The following is a 16,767-nucleotide window of genomic DNA, read 5'->3' as shown; positions in this document are numbered from 1 at the left end:
GTGGCGTTTTCCGAGGCGCCGTCCCGTGCAGACGCCTCGTTTGACAAGGAGTGTGGCAGACTGCCGCCGCCTGAAAGTTGGAAGAACGGGCATCCCGCAGCAGAAAATTGCGAATTGCGAGGGCAGGGCGACACCTGCCGAAGTCTTGAGCAGACTTGTCAAGCCAGCCTGATCGTGGCGTCACGCCATGGCGGCGCGCACGTCCGGGTCGTCCAGGGTCTCGTCGAGCACGAGGCGCGTGCGCTCGACGATCGCGTCGATCTCCTCGTCCGTGCAGCAGAGCGGCGGGGCATAGCCGAGGATGCCGTTGCCGAAGGCGCGGATCACGAGGCCTTGGTTCCAGGCGCGGTCGAAGATGCGGCGCGCGGTGTCGGCGGCCGCAGGGAGCGGTGTCTTCGCCGCCTTGTCGGTCACGAGCTCGACGGCGGCCAGCATGCCGCGCCCGCGAACCTCGCCGACGAGGGGATGGTCGCCAAGACCGTTCAAGCCCTTCATCAACCGCGCGCCCGCGCGACGGCCGTTGTCGAGAAGCCCGTCCTCGTAGAGCCGCAGCACTTCGAGGCCGACGGCCGCGCTGACGGGGTGGGCGGAATAGGTCGTGCCGTGGCCGACGGCCGCGTTTCCGGCCCCGTCCGCGATCGTGTCGTAGACCTTGTCGGAGAGAAACACCGCACCCATCGGCACGTAGCCGGAGGTCAGGCCCTTGGCGACCGTCATGAGGTCCGGCACGATGTCGTCCTCGGTCGAGGCGAAGAGCGGTCCGGTGCGGCCGAAGCCGGTGATGACCTCGTCGGCGACGAAGAGAATGTCGAGCGCGGCGCAGAGATCGCGCATCGCCTTCATCCAGCCTCTCGGCGGCACGATGACGCCGCCGGACCCCTGGATCGGCTCGGCATAGAAGGCCGCCACGCGCTCGGGCCCGCCGACCGCCTCGACCTTGGCCTTCAGCGCCTGCAGCGACGCCGCGATGATCGCGGCGTCGTCGGTGCCGACCGGGTTGCGATAGGGATAGGCGGAGGGGATCTTGTGCTGCCAGTCGAAGGGCGCGCCGAAATGGGCATGGAAGATCGGGATCGCGGTGAGGCCGGCGCCGACCGTCGAGGAGCCGTGATAGCCCTGCTCGATCGAGATGAACTGGTCCTTCTCCGGCTTGCCGCGCACCGTCTGATAGTAGCGGATGAGGCGAACCGTCGTGTCCACCGCGTCGGAGCCGCCGAGCGTGAAGTAGACGTGGTTGAGATCGCCCGGCGCGCGCTCGGCGAGCTCGGCGGCCAGCCGGATGGCGGACTCCGAGCCGAGGCCGAAATAGGCGGTGGCATAGGGCAGCTCGCGCATCTGCCTGGCGGCGGCCTCGACGATGCTCTCGTGCCCGTAGCCGGCATTGACGCACCAGAGGCCGGCGAAGCCGTCGATCAGCGGACGCCCGGCCGCGTCGAAGACGGTCGCGCCCTTGGCGGAGGTGATGACGCGCACGCCGTTCCTCTCGTGCTGGCGATAGGAGGCGACGGGATGGACGAGATGGGCGCGGTCGAGCGCCACGAGAGAATTGTTCAGCATCATGGACTCCGAAATCAACCGAGGGCTTGGCTGGCAAGGGCGAAGGTCCGGACGTCGCGCAGCCCGGGCGAGGCCGTGCCGCCGCGTTGCATGACGATGCCGCCGCCGACGGGGGGAAGGCCATGTTCGGCGAGGAAAGGCGCAAGGCCTCGTTCCACGGGCGTGTCCACCCGGAGAAACGCGCCCGCGCGCTCGGCGAAGAGGAAGCCGAGCAGCGCTTTGGCATCCGCGGCCGATCGCGCGACGACCGGCCCCGCGACCTCGCCGCGGCCGAAGGGGCGCAGCGCGGCGAAGCCCTCGATGCGCCCCTCGCGCCTCAGGACGGCGAAGCGGCCGTCGCGCGCGAGGTGGGAGAAGAGCGCGCGGCGATCGAGCCCCGTCGCCTCGGCATCGAGCGTGGCGAGAGTGTCCTCCATGTCGGCGCCGGCGAAGGCGATGTCCGCGGAGGGATCGGCGGCGGGCGCGATGACGATGCCCTGATGCTGGCCGATCTCGCCGATCGCGGCGAAGCCGAGCTTTTCGTAGAGCGGGCGTCCGTCCTGCGTCGCGGTCAGCCGGCAGGGGCGCGTGCCTGCCGCCGTGATCGCACCGTTCATCAGCCGCCGGCCGAGACCCCGGCCGCGCATCGCCTTGTCGACGATCACCATGTTCACCGCCGCGCCCGTGTCCCCGAAGGGCGTGGCGAGCGCGGTGCCGACGATGCGCTCGCCGACGCGCGCGACGATGCCCCGGCTCAAGGACAGGACGAGCGCCCAGTCCTCCCGCCGATGCGGCCAGCCTTCGGCCCGCGACAGGTCCACGGCCGCATCGAGATGCTCGTCCTGGAAGTCGATGAGTTCGATCTCGGTCGCCTGCATGCGCCCGGTCCTCGCTGTTGGTTCGGTCGAGGAAAGACTAGCCCGGCGCACCGAGCGGAAACCGCCGAGCTTCTGGCAGGCGCGCAATCTTGCGCTGTACCGGTCGCGACGCACCGCATCTTATGCCGGGGTGGGGATGAGGGTTGCCACGGGACGCTCACCGTCCTGCATCGGGCCCACCGCCCACCGCCCACCGCCCACCGCCGCAAACTCTGCGGCGGGCATCCCGCGATACACAACAATCTGCTTCGGCAGCCCCGATTGCGGTGATTGGCGCTGATCGCGCGGCCTTAAGCTCGACGCATCATCCAAGCCCCGGCGACGAGGGGCAGCGCCGCGAGAGAGCCATGACCCACTTTCGTCCGAAGTTCATCACCTTCGACTGCTACGGCACGCTCACCCATTTCCAGATGGCCGAGGGCGCGCGCATGACGTTCTGTGCCGGTCTCGACGAGCCGACGACGCTGGACGTCATCCGGAGCTTCGCGGCCTTCCGCCTCGACGAGATCCTCGGCGCCTGGAAGCCCTATGCCGAGGTGGTCCACAACGCGGTCGAGCGCACCTGCAAGCGCCACGGCCTCGCCTTTCGGCCGGAGGACGCCCGCGCGATCTACGAGAGCGTGCCGACCTGGGGACCGCATCCCGACGTGCCGGCCGGGCTCGCCAAGGTCGCCAAGGAGATCCCGCTGGTGATCCTCTCGAACGCCATGGACAGCCAGATCCACGCCAACGTGGAGAAGCTCGGCGCGCCCTTCCACGCCGTCTACACGGCCGAGCAGGCCAACGCTTACAAGCCGCGCTTCCAGGCCTTCGAATACATGTTCGACATGCTGGGCTGCGGGCCGGAGGACATTCTCCACTGCTCCTCGTCCTTCCGCTACGACCTCATGTCGGCGCACGACCTGCGCATCACGAACAAGGTCTGGGTCAATCGCGGCCACGAGCCGGCGAACCCCTCCTACGGCTATGTCGAGATCCCCGACATTTCCGGTCTGCCCGGCGTCGTCGGGCTCTGAGGGACCGTCCCGTGCGCCTTGCATCCTACTGGCACGAGACCGCGACGCCTTTCGCGGGCGCTGCGACAGGACCGGCGGAGGGCCACTACGACGTCGCCGTCGTCGGCGGCGGCTTCACCGGGCTTGCCGCCGCGCGCCGACTGGCGATGGAAGGCTCGCGCGTCGTCGTGTTCGAGGCGAAGACGATCGGCGCGGGCGCGTCCGGGCGCAACGGCGGGCAGGTCAACAACGGCCTCGCCCATTCCTATCTCGCCGCCAAGGTCGATCTCGGCCCCGAGCGTGCCAAGATGCTCTATCGCGCCTTCGATGCGGCGGTGGACACGGTGGAGCGCATCACCGCGGAGGAAGGGATCGACTGCGCCTTTCGCCGATCGGGCAAGCTGAAGCTCGCCTCCAAGCCGGGGCATTTCGAGGCGCTCGCCCGCAACTTCGACGCGCTTCATGCCGAGGTCGATCCCGACACGGCGCTGCTGACGGCGGGCGAACTTTCCGGCGAGATCGGCTCGTCCGATTTTCACGGCGCCATGCTCTCGAGGAAGAGCGCCATGATGCATATGGGCCGCTTCGTCGCGGGCCTCGCCGATGCCGCAAGCCGCCATGGCGCGGCGATCTTCGAGAACGCGCCCGTCACGGCGCGCTCGCGCACGAACGGGCGGCACGACCTCGCGACGCCGAAGGGCAGGGTCACGGCGGATGCGGTTCTGGTGGCGACGGGCGCCTATACGCAAGGCCCCTTCGATCATTTTCGGCGCCGCATCGTGCCGGTCGGCAGCTACATCCTGGCGACCCGGCCCCTGACGAAGCCGGAGATCGCCGCGACCGTTCCGGGGAACAGGACCTACGTGACCTCGCTCAACCTCGGCAACTATTTCCGCCTCGCGCCGGACGATCGCCTGATCTTCGGCGGCCGAGCGCGCTTCTCCGCGCGATCCGATCCCAAAGCCGACGAAACGAGCGGCGCGATCCTGAACAGCCGCCTCGCCGAGATGTTCCCGCATCTGGCGGGCGCGGCGATCGACTATTGCTGGGGCGGCATGGTCGACATGACCAAGGACCGCTTTCCCCGCGCGGGCGAGGCGGACGGCGTCTTCTTCGCCATGGGCTATTCGGGGCACGGCACGCAGATGTCGGTCCATATGGGCGAGGTCATGGCCGACGTGATGCTCGGCCGCGCCGACCGCAACCCCGTCTCCGGCCTCGAATGGCCCGCGATCCCCGGCCATGGCGGCAAGCCCTGGTTCCTGCCGATGGTGGGCTTCTACTACAAGATGCTGGACCGGTTTCAGTAAGGCGGGGAAGACCCATGTCGAGAGGGGCGGGCGCCGAAGGGCGCGCCGTCCTTTTTTCGTTGCGGTCAGCCGAGCCCGCCGATGTGGAAGCTCTTGGTTTCCAGATACTCCTCGATGCCGCATTCCGCGCCCTCGCGCCCGAGGCCGGACTGCTTGACGCCGCCGAAGGGTGCGACCTCGGTTGGAGATCGCGCCGGTGTTCAAGCCCACCATGCCGACCTCCAGCGCCTCCGCCACGCGCCAGGAGCGCTTGAGGCTCTCGGTGTAGAAATAGGCGGCGAGGCCGAAGGGCGTGCCGTTGGCGAGCGCGATGGCCTCGGCCTCGGTCTCGAAGCGGAAGAGCGGGGCGACCGGCCCGAACGTTTCCTCGTCGGCCAGGTCCATCTCGGCCGTCGCACCGCCCAGAACGATCGGCGCGACATACTGCCCGCCCTCCGGCATGCCGGCCGGGCGCTGCGACAGGACGCGCGCGCCCTTGGCGAGGGCGTCCGCGACGTGGCGCTCGATCTTCTGCAGCGCGGCCGGGTTGATCATCGGCCCGATATCGACGCCCTCCACCGTGCCGGGGCCGACCTTCATGGCCGACACGCGCGCGGACAGCTTCTCGGCGAAGGCGTCGTAGATGCCGGACTGCACGAGGATGCGATTGGCGCAGACGCAGGTCTGGCCGCCGTTACGGAACTTCGAGACGATGGCGCCCTCCACCGCGAGGTCGAGATCGGCGTCGTCGAAGACGATGAAGGCCGCGTTGCCGCCGAGCTCCAGGCTGAGCCGCTTGATCGTGTCCGCCGACTGGCGCATGAGCAGCGCGCCGACCTTGGTCGAGCCGGTGAAGGACAGCTTGCGCACGGTCGGGCTGGCCGTCAGCTCCGCCCCGATGGCGGCGGGCATGCCGGTGACGATGTTGACGACGCCGGCCGGAAGCCCCGCGCGCTCCGCCAGCACGCCGAGCGCGAGCGCGGAATAGGGCGTGAAGTCGGACGGCTTGATGACGACGGTGCAGCCGGCCGCGAGCGCGGGCGCGACCTTGCGGGTGATCATCGCGGTCGGAAAGTTCCACGGCGTTATGATGGCGCAGACGCCCACCGGCTCCTTCAGGACGAGGATGCGCCGGTCGGCGGTCGGCGAGGGGATGGTCGCGCCGCCGATGCGCCGCGCGTCTTGCGCGAACCACTTCACGAAGGCCGCGCCGTAGCGGATCTCGCCGCGCGCCTCGGAGAGCGGCTTGCCCTGCTCGGTGGTGAGGATCAGCGCGAGATCCTCCAGATGCTCCAGCATCAGGTCGTGCCAGCGCTCCAGCAGGCCCGCGCGCTCGGCATGGGTGCGGGCCCGCCAGGGCCGGAAGGCGGCGTCCGCGGCCTCGATCGCGCGGCGCGTGTCGGCCGCGCCCGCATCCGGCACGGTGCCGATGGCACGGCCCGTCGCGGGGTCCGCGACCTCGATCGTCGCGCCGTCCGAGGCTGCGCTCCAGTCGCCGCCGATGAGTTGGGCTTGGCGGAAGAGGTCCTTGCGGCCGAGTCCGTCCATGGTGGTTCTCTCCTGAAAGGTCAGTCCAGCGCTTCGAGCACCGCAGCCGTGATGGCGTCCGTCCGGTCACGGCCGGGCACGGTGCCGATGCCGCGTGCGGTCGTGGCTTCGAGCGCCGTCATGACGCGCGCGGCGGCGTCTCGTTCGCCGAGATGCTCCAGCATCATCGCGCCCGACCAGATGGTCGCCATCGGATTGGCGATGCCGAGATGCGCGATGTCGGGCGCCGAGCCGTGGACGGGCTCGAACATCGAGGGGCTCTTGCGCGTCGGGTCGATGTTGGCGGAAGCCGCGAAACCGAGGCCGCCCTGGATGGCCGCGCCGAGATCGGTGAGGATGTCGCCGAAGAGGTTGGAGGCGACGACCACGTCCAGCGTCTGCGGCGCCATGACCATGCGCGCGGCCATGGCGTCGATGTGGTAGCTCGTGACCTCAACGGCCGGGTACTCGCCCGAAAGCTGGGCGGTGATCTCGTCCCAGAACACCATCGAGTGCTTCTGCGCGTTGGACTTGGTGACGGAGGCGAGCTTGCCGCGCCGCTCCGTGGCCCGCTCGAAGGCGAAGCGCAGGATGCGCTCGACGCCGGTGCGCGTGAAGATCGAGGTCTCGACCGCCACCTCGTCCGCCGTTCCCTGGTGGACGCGCCCGCCGGCGCCCGAATATTCGCCTTCGGTGTTCTCGCGGATGCAGAGAAGGTCGAAGCCGCCCTCGCGCAAAGGGCCTTCGACGCCGGGAAGGAGGCGATGCGGCCGCACGTTCGCGTATTGCACGAAGGCCTTGCGGATGGGCAGGAGGAGGCCGTGGAGCGAGACGGAGTCGGGCACCTCGGCGGGCCAGCCGACCGCGCCGAGCAGGATCGCGTCGAAGCCGCGCAACGTCTCGATGCCGTCGGCCGGCATCATCGCGCCGGTCTCCTTGTAGAAGGCGCAGGACCAGGGAAAGGTCTGGCTTTCCAGCGCGAAGCCGGACGACGCGGCGGCCTTGTCGAGAACGGCCGAGGCGGCATCCAGCACCGCCGTGCCGATGCCGTCGCCGGGAATGCGCGCGATGCGGTGGGTCTTCATGGGGTGCTCCTCACAGGCCGATCAGGACGCTCTTGGAGCGCCGGTTGGCATGATAGGCCTCGCGGCCGAGATCCTTGCCGATGCCGCTCTGCTTGTAGCCGCCCGTCGGCAGGATGTGATCCCGCGAGCGGCCGAAGCGGTTGACCCAGACCGTGCCGGCCTGCAGCTTTCGCGTGAGGCGCAGGGCGCGCGAGAGGTCGCGGGTGAAGAGACCGGCGGCGAGGCCGTAGGTCGGATGATCGGCCAGCGCCAACGCCTCCTCCTCGGTGCGGAAGGTCTGGAGCGTCAGGACCGGGCCGAAGATCTCCTCGGTCAGCGCGGGCGATGTCGCCTCCAGCCCGCCGAGCAGCGTCGGGGCGTAGAAGTAGCCTTCGCGCTCGAGGCGCGTTCCGCCGCAGAGGGACTGGGCGCCGGCCGCGACGGAGGCGTCCACGAGGGCTTCGATCCGTGCGATCTGCCGCTCCGAGATGATCGGCGAATACTGCGTGCGCGCGTCCCAGGTCGGACCCGGCCGGATCGCCGCCATATGCCGCCGGATCTCGGCGACCAGCGCCTCGGCGACGCTCTCCTCCACGATCAGCCGCGTGCCGGCGACGCAGGCCTGTCCGGCGTTGGAGAGGACGCCCCCCGCCACCGCCTGAGCGGCCTTGGCGAGGTCGGCATCGGCGAAGACGACCTGCGGGCTCTTGCCGCCGAGCTCCAGCGTCATCGGCTTGACGCCGGTGCGCGCGACGTTCGCCATGATCGCCGAGCCTGCCGCCGTAGAGCCGGTGAAACTGACCTTGCCGATGCCGGCATGGCCGGTGATGGCGCTGCCCGTGGTCGGTCCGTCGCCGAGGACGATGTTGACGAGGCCGGGGGGAAGGCCCGCCTCCACCGACAGCTCGGCCAGCCGCAGCGTCGAGAAGGGCGTCATTTCCGAGGGCTTCAGCACCACGGCATTGCCGGCGGCGAGCGCCGGCCCGAGCTTCCAGCCCGCCATGGACAGCGGGAAGTTCCAGGGCGTGATTGCGCCGACGACGCCGTAGGGTTCGCTCATGACCATGCCGAGGCTGTTCTCGTCGGTCGGCACCAGCGCGTCGCATTCCTTGTCGGCGAATTCGGCGAAGAAGCGGATCTGCTCGGCCGTCACCGCGATGTCGCCGGCGACGAGTTGGCCGACCGGCCGCGTGGAGGACAGCGCTTCCAGCTGCGCGAGCGGCTCGGCGTTCACCTCGATCAGATCGGCCCAGCGCTGGAGCGCGCGCGTGCGCTCGCGCGGACGAACCTCGTCCCAGCCGCTGTCGCGAAGCGCCTTCTCGCCGGCCGCCACCGCCTCGTCCACCAGCGCGCCGTCCGCGACGGGGCAGGCGGCATAGGCGACGCCGTCCGAGGGGCGGTGCATGGGAATGACGCCCTCGGCCGGCACGAGCCGCCCGCCGATGAAATGGCCATGCGGCAGAGCGATGCTGTCGGGGTCGAAGGAGAGTGTCATGGACGATCCTGCGGACGGGTTCGGCATCGAGGATAGCGCCCGCCCCGGCGCAGCTTCCGCTCTTCGGCGAGGGGACACGAGGGTTTCGCCTCGTTTGCCTGAAGTCGCGCGGTGGATTGTGTCGCGTCCGGCCGCTCAGTAGACGGTGACGTAGATCTTCTTGACCGTCTCGATCGTGCGCCAGATGCCGGTGAAGCCGGGCTTCATCACGAACATATCGCCCGCCTGGAAGCGGCGGGGCTCGTGGCCGTCCTCGACGAGCTCGATGACGCCCTCCAGGATGTGGCAATATTCGAAGCTCTCGCCCTTGATCGAGCGCGTCTCGCCCGGCGTCGCCTGCCAGACGCCGGTGTGCGTGCGCTCGCCCTGCGAGACGTCCTGCGCCCAGGTCCTGAAGCTGGGATCGCCGGAGATCAGCCGTTCCGGCATGGCCTTCGATTCCCGAGGCGCGGTCGTCGGATCGGTATCGATGGTGAGGAGAAGCGACATGGAACGGATCCTTCGAAGGCTCGGCTTCAATAGAAGCGGACGGGATCGACGAGGCCGATCGGGTCGAGCCCGGCCTCGTGGCGGCGGATGTTGTCGATGACGGCCCGGGCCGCCGTGACGGGCTGCGTGACGCTCGCCACATGCGGCGTCAGGATCACGCAGGGATGGCGCCAGAGCGGATGCCCGGCCGGCAGCGGCTCGGGGTCGGTGACGTCGAGCATGGCGGCGGAAAGCCGTCCCCCGTTGAGCGCGGCGAGAAGCGCCGGGGTGTCGAGATGGCCGCCACGCCCGGCATGGACGAGGCCTGCGCCCTCGGGCAGCGCGGCGAAGAGGTCGGCGCCCAGAATGCCGCGCGTTTCCGGCGTCAACGGCAGAAGGCAGACGAGAATGTCGGTCCGCGCGAGGAAGCCGGGCAGGCCGGCCGGACCGGCGAAGCATTCGACACCCGCGATCTCGCGCGGCGTCCGGCTCCAGCCGGCCAGCGGAAAGCCGAAGGGCTTCAGCCGCTCGATGACGGCCAGCCCGAGCTGGCCGAGACCGAGCAGGCCGACGCGGCGCTCTCCCGCCTGACGGGCGGGACGGGCCGCCCATTCGGCGCGGTTCTGCTGGCGAAGATAGGCCGGCAGATCCCGGTGGAGGGCGAGCACGCCGAGCGTCGCATATTCCTGCATCATGCGCACGATCCCGTCCTCGACCATGCGCACGAGCTTCACGCCGGGTGGCAGGAGCGCACCGCTGAACTGTTCGATGCCGGCCCCGATGGAGAAGAGGATTTCGAGGTTCCGGTAGCGCGCGATGTCCTCCGGCGCCTTCCAGGTGATGAGGTAGCGCACCGTCTCCGGATCGACGCCGGCTGCCCCTTGCGCGAAGGGAAGATCCGGCAGCGCGACGGCGAACTCGTCGGCGAAGATCGCGCCGCGCGCGGCGTCGGAGTTGAAGAGAAAGGTCATGCGCAGAGCCGTTCGCCGAACGCCTCGACGAGGGCGACGGCCGCCGCGAGTTCTCCCGCCTCGATATATTCGTCGGCCTTGTGCGCCCGTGCGATGTCGCCCGGCCCACAGATGATCGAGGCAATGCCCGCCGCCTGATAGAGCCCGGCCTCCGTGCCGTAGCTGACGGCGGCGAGCGGAACCTTGCCCGTGAGGTCTTCCAGCAGGCGGGCGAGCGGTGCGTCCTCGTCGAGCGACAGAGCAGGGTAGTGGCTGAGCACGTCCCAATCCACCGAGAAGCCGCGTTCGACCAGCGCCATGGCCGCGGCGCGCACGGGCTGGAGAAGACCGAGCGGATCGACGCCCGCGACGGCGCGAGCCTCGATCTCGGCCGTGCAGGCGTCGGGAATGATGTTGAGGGCCTGACCGCCCCGGAGCGTTCCAACCTGAAGGGAGGAGTAGGGCGGCGCGAACCGTGGATCGAAGGGGCCCTTCGACAGGAGGTCCGCCTGCTCCTGCGCCGCCGTCAGCACCTCGGCCATGGCATGGATGGCGTTGAGGCCGAGATCGGGCCGGGAGGAATGACCCGAACGCCCGCCAATCCCGATCCGCGCCGCGGCCTTGCCCTTGTGGGCGCGGATCGCCCGGAGCCCGCTCGGCTCGCCGACGATGCAGGCTTCGGGCGTGGCACAGAGGCTGGGCAGCGCGGCGATGAGATGGGGCGCACCTCGACAACCCGCTTCCTCGTCATAGGAGAAGGCGAGATGGATCGGCTTGGCCAGCTTCACCGCGGCGAGCCGGGGAAGGGCCGCCAGAACGGCGGCGAGAAAGCCCTTCATGTCGCTGGTGCCGCGCCCGTAGAGCCGCTCGCCCTCCCGCCGGAGCGTGAAGGGATCGCTGGACCAGCCGGGTTCCCCGGCGGGCACGACGTCCATGTGACCGGACAGCACGACGCCCGGCACGTCGCGCGGGCCGATCGTGGCGAAGAGATTGGCGCGGTCGCCTTCCGGCCCCGGCAACACGGCGACGCTCGCGCCCGCCACCTCGCAGACGTCGCGCACGAAGGCGACGATCTCGCCGTTCGCACGCCCGACCACCGAGGGAAACCCGACGAGGCGGGCGAGGATCTCTTCCGGTGTCATGGCGCTCCCCATCGTCGCGCTGGCCGGCCACGGTCGGCGGCGCAGTGTCGCCCCTGCGCCACAGACTAGCGGTGCACGGCGTTCGCGATTGCCGAAGTCTGGGCGAGCGGCGGTGGAAAGTTTCGAAAGACCGCCATCTTGAGCAGACTCTATGGCGTGCGATGCGGCACTCTATCGCCGGCTGCGTTGGAGGCGCGCTGCCCTGCGGCAAGGAAGAGCCCCATGGAAGGGGAGATCGTGACGAAGCCGACCATCCTTCATCTTGACAGTTTCGAGCTGACCGCGACCGATATCGCCGAGGTGCCGATCGAGGTGCTTCACGCCCATTCGATCGGCGTTCGCTGGCCGCACCGGGCGGAGGACTGGCAGTTCCTGTTGAAGGTCGGGCGCGGCATCGTCCTGCAGGACGAGATCGGCCGGCCCGTCGGCTCGGCCATGTGGTTCCCCTACGAGCGCGACTTCGCCACGATCGGCATGGTCATCACCTCGCCGCGCCTGCAGACCTTCGGCACCGCCCGCTGGATGATGGACCATGTGATGCAGGACGCCGGCCCCCGCGTCTTCGGCCTGAACGCGACGAGCGCCGCGCGCCGGCTCTACCTGTCCCTCGGATTCCAGCCCGAGGCGACCCTCTATCAGTGCCATGCCGTGGCGCAGCGCCCGCCGGACGGGCCCCTGCCGCCGGGCGCTGCGCTGCGGAGCATCGAGGCGAGCGATTTCCCGGCGCTCGCCGACCTCGACGCGCAGGCGTTCGGCGCCGGCCGCGCGGCGCTTCTGGCCAAGCTCCTGGACGTGTCCAAGGGCGTCGCCCTCGTCCGGGACGGACGGATCGAGGCCTTCGCGCTCTGCCGACGGTTCGGACGAGGCCACGTGATCGGTCCGGTCGTCGCGTCAACCGACGCGGATGCGATCGCCGTCGTGCGGCCGCATGCCGTCGACAAGGCCGGCCGGTTCCTGCGCCTCGACACGCGCGAGCGCGACGGCGCCTTCTTCGCCTTCCTCGCCGAATGCGGTCTCTCGGTCTACGACACGGTCACCACCATGGCGCTCGGCGGCAACGGGATCGGCGCGCCGAAACCGGGGATCCCGCGAACCTACGCGGTCGCGACGCAGGCGCTCGGCTGAGGACGAACGGCCTGACTGAGCGGCCATCCATCGGCTGTCCGATACGCGGTGCCGGTCCGCCGGATCATGAAGGCCTCGGGATCGGGCGCTACGGCGAAGCCGCGCCTCTCGCGGGCGCCACCTGCATCGTGGGTTCGCACGAGCCAGTCCGGCGGATGCGCAAGACCGGGATGCGCCAGCGCGCGGCGCGACGACGCCGGACGCTGCGGTTCTGGATGAGAACGGCCGTCACCGAGTTCTCGAAGACGATGTCGTCCTGCGGGTGGCCTTGGCCAGCTTCTTCTTGATCTCGACGTCGAGATCGTCGCCCCTGTCCTTGGTCTGCCATTTGCCAGCGGCACGCGCAGATCGTGCAGGATCGTGCCGTCCGAACGGATGTGATTCTTCTGCGGCGGGGCGAATTCGTACTGGCTGATGAAATGCAGGCCGTTCTGGCGCGACCAGGACTTCAGGAGATCCTGGAACGCCTCCGAGATCACCCCTTCGGGGATCGAACCCGCGAATTTCCCCAGCCGTTCGATCTCGCTCCGATATTGCCGGACCAGTAGCCGACTCGTGGATTCGACCGCCGTGCCGAGCCTTCAGTGCCCATCGCACGGCACGCGCCAAGGCGGTGACGCGCAAGAACGGCCTCAGGCCGAGGCGGCGAGGCTGGTGCGTTTGGTCAGGCCGCGCTGCAGGGTGATGAAGGCGAAGAGGAGGAGGCCGATGGCGATCTTCGTCCACCAGGAGGAGAGGGTGCCGTCGAAGACGATGTAGGTCTGGATGAGGCCGGAGATGAGGACGCCGACGAATGTGCCCGCGACGAAGCCGACGCCGCCGGTGAGGAGGGTGCCGCCGATGACCACGGCGGCGATGGCGTCGAGCTCGACGCCGACGGTGGCGAGCGAATAGCCCGACGAGGTGTAGAGGGCGAAGACGACGCCCGCGACGCCGGCCAGCAGGCTCGACAGGGCGTAGATGCCGATCGTGACGCGGGCGACGGGCACGCCCATCAGCTCGGCCGAGGTGCGGTCGCCGCCGAGCGCGTAGACATAGGTGCCGAACCGCGTCTTGTGGGCGACGATCATGCCGAGGGCGAAGACGGCGAGCATCACCATGGCCACGAAGGTGAGGCGCCCGCCGGAGGGGATCACCCAGTAGAGCTGCTTGAGGGCGTCGAAGGCGGGATGGTCGATCGGCACGGATTCGGTGGTGAGCAGGTAGCAGCCGCCGCGTGCCAGGAACATGCCGGCGAGCGTGACGATGAAGGGCGGGGTCTGCAGATAGTGGATCATCGCGCCCATGCCGGCGCCGAAGACGGCCGCGATGGCGAGGATCGCCGGGATCATCAGATAGGGGTGCGCGCCGTCGCGGATGGTGACGGCGAGGAAGACGCCGGTGAAGGCGACGACGGAGCCGACGGAGAGATCGATGCCGCCGGACAGGATCACGAAGGTCATGCCGACCGCGATGACGCCGAGAAAGGCGTTGTCGGTGAGGAGATTGGCGGCGACGCGGGTGGTGAGGATCGCCGGGAACTGGATCGAGGACAGCGCGAAGGCGAGCGCGAAGACGCCGACGGTGACGGCAAGCGGCAGGAAGCGGGCGTTCATCGGCCGGAAACCTCGCCGCGGGCGGTGGGAACGAGCGGCGGCGCGGGCCGGCCCGGCGGCGGCGGGGCGGAGCGGAAGGCGCTCGCGAGCTGGGCGAAGGCCGGCGACTGCAGCACGAGGATCGCCGCGATCAACACGGCCTTGAGGATGAGGTTCATTTCCGGCGGGAAGCCCGAGAGGAGAATCCCGGTGTTCATCGCCTGGATGATGAGGGCGCCGACGAGCGACAGGAGGATCGAGAAGCGCCCGCCCATCAGCGAGGTGCCGCCGATGACGACGGCGAGGATGGCGTCGAGCTCCAGCCAGAGGCCGGCATTGTTGGCGTCGGCGCCGCGGATGTCGGCGGCCGCGATGACGCCCGCCACCGAGGCGCAGAGGCCCGAGGTCACGTAGGCGGCGATCAGCATGGCCTTGGCATCGATGCCCGCCAGCGCCGAGGCGCGCCGGTTGATGCCGGTGGCCTCGATGAGAAGGCCGAGCGCGGTGCGGCGCACGAGGAGGATGGCGAGAAGCGCCACCGCGAAGGCGATCACCACGGGCATCGGCAGGCCGAGGAACGAGCCGCCGCCGATGAAGAAGAGCACGGGATCGTTGAAGGTGACGATGGTGCCGGAGGTGACGAGCTGGGCGATGCCGCGGCCCGCGACCATGAGGATGAGGGTGGCGATGATCGGCTGGATGTCGAGGACGGCGACGAGGAAGCCGTTCCACAGGCCGCAGACGAGGCCGACGCCGAGGGCCGCCAGCAGCACCAGCGGCACGGGATAACCCGCGACGGTGAGGGTGGCGGCCACCGCGCCCGAGATCGCCATCGTGGCGCCGACGGAGAGATCGACGCCCTTGGTGGCGATGACCAGCGTCATGCCGATGGCGAGCAGCATCACCGGCGCGCCGCGGTTGAGGACGTCGACCAGCGGCCCGTAGAGCCGCTCGCCGCGAAGCGCGAGGTCGAAGAAGCCGGGAAACACCAGCCAGTTGGCTGACAGCACCGCGGCGAGCGCCAGGATCTGCGGCAGGGCGGGGCGAAGACGGGAGAGAATCATGCGCGAGCCGGAGCGTCGGTGCCGGCGATCGTTCGCATGATCGCGGCGGGATTGATCTCGTCGCCCGTGAGGTCGCCGAGATGGCGGCGGTCGCGAAGCACGCGCACGCGGCTGGAATAGGTGGTGATCTCCTCGAGCTCGGAGGAGATGACGAGCATCGCCATCCCGTCGGCGCAGAGCGACTCGATGAGGCGCACGATCTCGGCATGGGCACCGACGTCGATGCCGCGGGTCGGCTCGTCGAGGATGAGGAAGGTCGGCTCGGTGGCGAGCCAGCGGGCGAGGATCGCCTTCTGCTGGTTGCCGCCCGACAGGAGCTTGATCGGCTTTTCGATGTCGGTGGTGCGGATGTCCAGCGCCTTCACGAAGCGGTCGGCGATGCGCACCTGCTCGCGCATAGGCAGCGGCTTGGTCCAGCCGCGCCGGGCCTGCAGCGCCAGGATGATGTTCTCGCGCACCGAGAGATCGCCGACGATGCCCTCGACCTTGCGCTCCTCCGGGCAGTAGCCGAAGCCCGCCTGGATGGCCGCGCGCGGGTTGGTAAGGCGCACGGGCTTGCCGTCGACCAGCGCTTCGCCCGTATCGGCGCGGTCGGCGCCGAAAACGAGGCGGGCGGTCTCGGTGCGGCCCGAGCCGAGGAGCCCCGCGACGCCCACGGCCTCGCCGGGGCGGATCTCGAGATCGAAGGGCTCGACCGAGCGCTTGCGGCCGAAGCCGCGAAAGGCGACGCGCGGCGGGCCGTCCGGGGCGGCGGCGCGCACCGGATGGGACACCGCCTCGGTGAGCTCGCGGCCGAGCATCATCGTGACGATCTCCATCTGCGAGGTCTCCTTGATGGCGCGCTCGCCGACCAGCCGGCCGTTGCGCAGCACCGTGGCGCGGTCGCACACCGCGAACACCTGATCGAGGAAGTGGGTGACGAAGAGGATGGCGAGGCCCTGGTCGCGAAGCCGCCGCATGGCGGCGAACAGCGTCTCGACCTCGGCGGCGTCGAGGCTGGCGGTGGGCTCGTCGAGGATCAGCACCTTGCCGGAGACGTCGACGGCGCGAATGATGGCGACGAGCTGCTGCACGGCGACGGAGAGCTGGCCGAGCGTCGCGGCGGGATCGACGTCGAGCCCGTAGCTGGCGAGGAGTTCGGCCGAGCGCCGGCGCATGGTGCGCCCGTCGGTGAAGCCGAAACGCATGGGCTGGCGGCCGAGGAAGAGGTTCTCGGCGACCGAGAGGTTCGGCAGGAGATTGACCTCCTGGTAGACGGTGCCGATGCCAAGCGACTGCGCCTCGCGGCTGTCGGCGGGATGGATCTCGGTGCCGGCGAGGCGGATCGTGCCGCCGTCGCGCCGGTAGACGCCGGTCAGCGTCTTGATGAGGGTGGACTTGCCCGCGCCGTTCTCGCCGAGCAGGGCGTGGATCTCGCCGGCGCGCAGGGTCAGGTCGACGCCGGCGAGCGCCGTCATTCCGGCGAAGCTCTTGCCGAGGTTCTCGATGGCGAGAAGCGGTTCAGACATGGGCAGATCCTGGAACGCGGAAGGTCGGCGAACGCGAGAGGTCGGCGGTCGGTGGACGCGATCACCGGGTAGGGCACGTATCGACGCCGGGTCCGGAAGCCGGGCGGGCGAGGGCGCGGCAGTCAGGCGAAACGACAAGGGGCGGGAGCGGG

General features: G+C 69.7%; 14 protein-coding genes and 1 pseudogene. 3 read left to right on the top strand and 12 right to left on the bottom strand.

The annotated features are described in order from the left end of the window. Positions 1-180: 180 nt before the first annotated feature. Positions 181-1,557, bottom strand: coding sequence for an aspartate aminotransferase family protein (locus GGR04_RS02685; RefSeq protein ID WP_183197575.1), 1,377 nt, complete (start codon positions 1,555-1,557; stop codon positions 181-183). A gap of 14 nt (positions 1,558-1,571) precedes the next feature. Beyond that, complete coding sequence (locus GGR04_RS02680; protein ID WP_183197572.1) at positions 1,572-2,414, bottom strand: GNAT family N-acetyltransferase; 843 nt, start codon at positions 2,412-2,414, stop codon at positions 1,572-1,574. A gap of 347 nt (positions 2,415-2,761) precedes the next feature. On the opposite strand from GGR04_RS02680, the gene GGR04_RS02675 reads away from it, so the two are divergent. Both GGR04_RS02675 and GGR04_RS02670 read left to right on the top strand, forming a co-directional pair. Then, positions 2,762-3,430, top strand: a complete 669-nt coding sequence (locus tag GGR04_RS02675; RefSeq protein ID WP_183197570.1) for a haloacid dehalogenase type II — start codon at positions 2,762-2,764, stop codon at positions 3,428-3,430. Between the two features lie 11 nt (positions 3,431-3,441). Continuing rightward, on the top strand, positions 3,442-4,719 hold the full coding sequence (locus tag GGR04_RS02670) for an NAD(P)/FAD-dependent oxidoreductase (protein WP_183197569.1): 1,278 nt from the start codon (positions 3,442-3,444) through the stop codon (positions 4,717-4,719). Positions 4,720-4,784: 65 nt separating this feature from the next. Here the strand turns inward: GGR04_RS02670 and GGR04_RS02665 are convergent. From GGR04_RS02665 to argE, 6 genes and pseudogenes are all read right to left on the bottom strand, one after another. Beyond that, positions 4,785-6,246, bottom strand: a pseudogene (locus GGR04_RS02665) (NAD-dependent succinate-semialdehyde dehydrogenase). A 20-nt stretch (positions 6,247-6,266) separates the two neighbouring features. Next, positions 6,267-7,310 carry a tartrate dehydrogenase gene (locus GGR04_RS02660; protein WP_183197566.1) on the bottom strand — a complete coding sequence of 348 codons (1,044 nt, stop codon included), beginning with the start codon at positions 7,308-7,310 and terminating at the stop codon, positions 6,267-6,269. Between the two features lie 10 nt (positions 7,311-7,320). Next, positions 7,321-8,784 (bottom strand): aldehyde dehydrogenase family protein, encoded by a 1,464-nt coding sequence (locus GGR04_RS02655; protein ID WP_183197564.1) that lies wholly within the window; start codon positions 8,782-8,784, stop codon positions 7,321-7,323. A 135-nt stretch (positions 8,785-8,919) separates the two neighbouring features. Then, positions 8,920-9,273: a cupin domain-containing protein gene (locus GGR04_RS02650; RefSeq protein WP_183197562.1), complete on the bottom strand. Its 354-nt coding sequence runs from the start codon at positions 9,271-9,273 to the stop codon at positions 8,920-8,922. Between the two features lie 26 nt (positions 9,274-9,299). Next, on the bottom strand, positions 9,300-10,223 hold the full coding sequence (locus GGR04_RS02645; RefSeq protein WP_183197560.1) for a 2-hydroxyacid dehydrogenase: 924 nt from the start codon (positions 10,221-10,223) through the stop codon (positions 9,300-9,302). After that, positions 10,220-11,344: an acetylornithine deacetylase gene (gene argE, locus GGR04_RS02640; protein WP_183197558.1), complete on the bottom strand. Its 1,125-nt coding sequence runs from the start codon at positions 11,342-11,344 to the stop codon at positions 10,220-10,222. Before argE ends, GGR04_RS02645 begins: the two co-directional genes overlap by 4 nt. 222 nt (positions 11,345-11,566) lie before the next feature. Here argE and GGR04_RS02635 point away from each other — a divergent pair, with 222 nt between their 5' ends. Further along, positions 11,567-12,469, top strand: a complete 903-nt coding sequence (locus GGR04_RS02635) for a GNAT family N-acetyltransferase (protein ID WP_183197556.1) — start codon at positions 11,567-11,569, stop codon at positions 12,467-12,469. On the opposite strand, the gene GGR04_RS02630 is transcribed toward GGR04_RS02635, so the two are convergent. From GGR04_RS02630 to GGR04_RS02615, 4 genes are all read right to left on the bottom strand, one after another. Further along, a complete protein-coding gene (locus GGR04_RS02630) occupies positions 12,439-12,948 on the bottom strand; it encodes a hypothetical protein (RefSeq protein WP_183197554.1) in 510 nt (169 codons plus the stop codon). The two genes, GGR04_RS02635 and GGR04_RS02630, sit on opposite strands and share 31 nt — an antisense overlap. 153 nt (positions 12,949-13,101) lie before the next feature. Beyond that, positions 13,102-14,064, bottom strand: a complete 963-nt coding sequence (yjfF, locus tag GGR04_RS02625) for a galactofuranose ABC transporter, permease protein YjfF (protein ID WP_183197552.1) — start codon at positions 14,062-14,064, stop codon at positions 13,102-13,104. Then, positions 14,061-15,107 (bottom strand): ABC transporter permease, encoded by a 1,047-nt coding sequence (locus GGR04_RS02620; protein ID WP_183197550.1) that lies wholly within the window; start codon positions 15,105-15,107, stop codon positions 14,061-14,063. The genes yjfF and GGR04_RS02620 overlap by 4 nt, the downstream gene beginning before the upstream one ends. Beyond that, the gene (locus GGR04_RS02615) at positions 15,104-16,615 is read right to left on the bottom strand and encodes a sugar ABC transporter ATP-binding protein (protein ID WP_183197548.1); all 1,512 of its coding nucleotides are present in this window, start codon (positions 16,613-16,615) and stop codon (positions 15,104-15,106) included. Before GGR04_RS02615 ends, GGR04_RS02620 begins: the two co-directional genes overlap by 4 nt. Positions 16,616-16,767 lie beyond the last annotated feature (152 nt).

The organism is Aureimonas pseudogalii (genome assembly GCF_014196835.1).
GTDB lineage: Bacteria > Pseudomonadota > Alphaproteobacteria > Rhizobiales > Rhizobiaceae > Aureimonas > Aureimonas pseudogalii.
Note: the sequence above shows the minus strand (reverse complement) of the source record. Positions and strands in the feature narration are given on the sequence as shown.

What these genes read in the sequence shown, in the direction of transcription:
- GGR04_RS02620 (WP_183197550.1), bottom strand. Translation starts at nt 15,107, where the DNA reads ATGATTCTCTCCCGTCTTCGCCCCGCCCTGCCGCAGATCCTGGCGCTC.
- GGR04_RS02675 (WP_183197570.1), top strand. Translation starts at nt 2,762, where the DNA reads ATGACCCACTTTCGTCCGAAGTTCATCACCTTCGACTGCTACGGCACG.
- GGR04_RS02635 (WP_183197556.1), top strand. Translation starts at nt 11,567, where the DNA reads ATGGAAGGGGAGATCGTGACGAAGCCGACCATCCTTCATCTTGACAGT.
- GGR04_RS02685 (WP_183197575.1), bottom strand. Translation starts at nt 1,557, where the DNA reads ATGCTGAACAATTCTCTCGTGGCGCTCGACCGCGCCCATCTCGTCCAT.
- argE (WP_183197558.1), bottom strand. Translation starts at nt 11,344, where the DNA reads ATGACACCGGAAGAGATCCTCGCCCGCCTCGTCGGGTTTCCCTCGGTG.
- GGR04_RS02615 (WP_183197548.1), bottom strand. Translation starts at nt 16,615, where the DNA reads ATGTCTGAACCGCTTCTCGCCATCGAGAACCTCGGCAAGAGCTTCGCC.
- GGR04_RS02650 (WP_183197562.1), bottom strand. Translation starts at nt 9,273, where the DNA reads ATGTCGCTTCTCCTCACCATCGATACCGATCCGACGACCGCGCCTCGG.
- GGR04_RS02645 (WP_183197560.1), bottom strand. Translation starts at nt 10,223, where the DNA reads ATGACCTTTCTCTTCAACTCCGACGCCGCGCGCGGCGCGATCTTCGCC.
- GGR04_RS02680 (WP_183197572.1), bottom strand. Translation starts at nt 2,414, where the DNA reads ATGCAGGCGACCGAGATCGAACTCATCGACTTCCAGGACGAGCATCTC.
- yjfF (WP_183197552.1), bottom strand. Translation starts at nt 14,064, where the DNA reads ATGAACGCCCGCTTCCTGCCGCTTGCCGTCACCGTCGGCGTCTTCGCG.
- GGR04_RS02660 (WP_183197566.1), bottom strand. Translation starts at nt 7,310, where the DNA reads ATGAAGACCCACCGCATCGCGCGCATTCCCGGCGACGGCATCGGCACG.
- GGR04_RS02655 (WP_183197564.1), bottom strand. Translation starts at nt 8,784, where the DNA reads ATGACACTCTCCTTCGACCCCGACAGCATCGCTCTGCCGCATGGCCAT.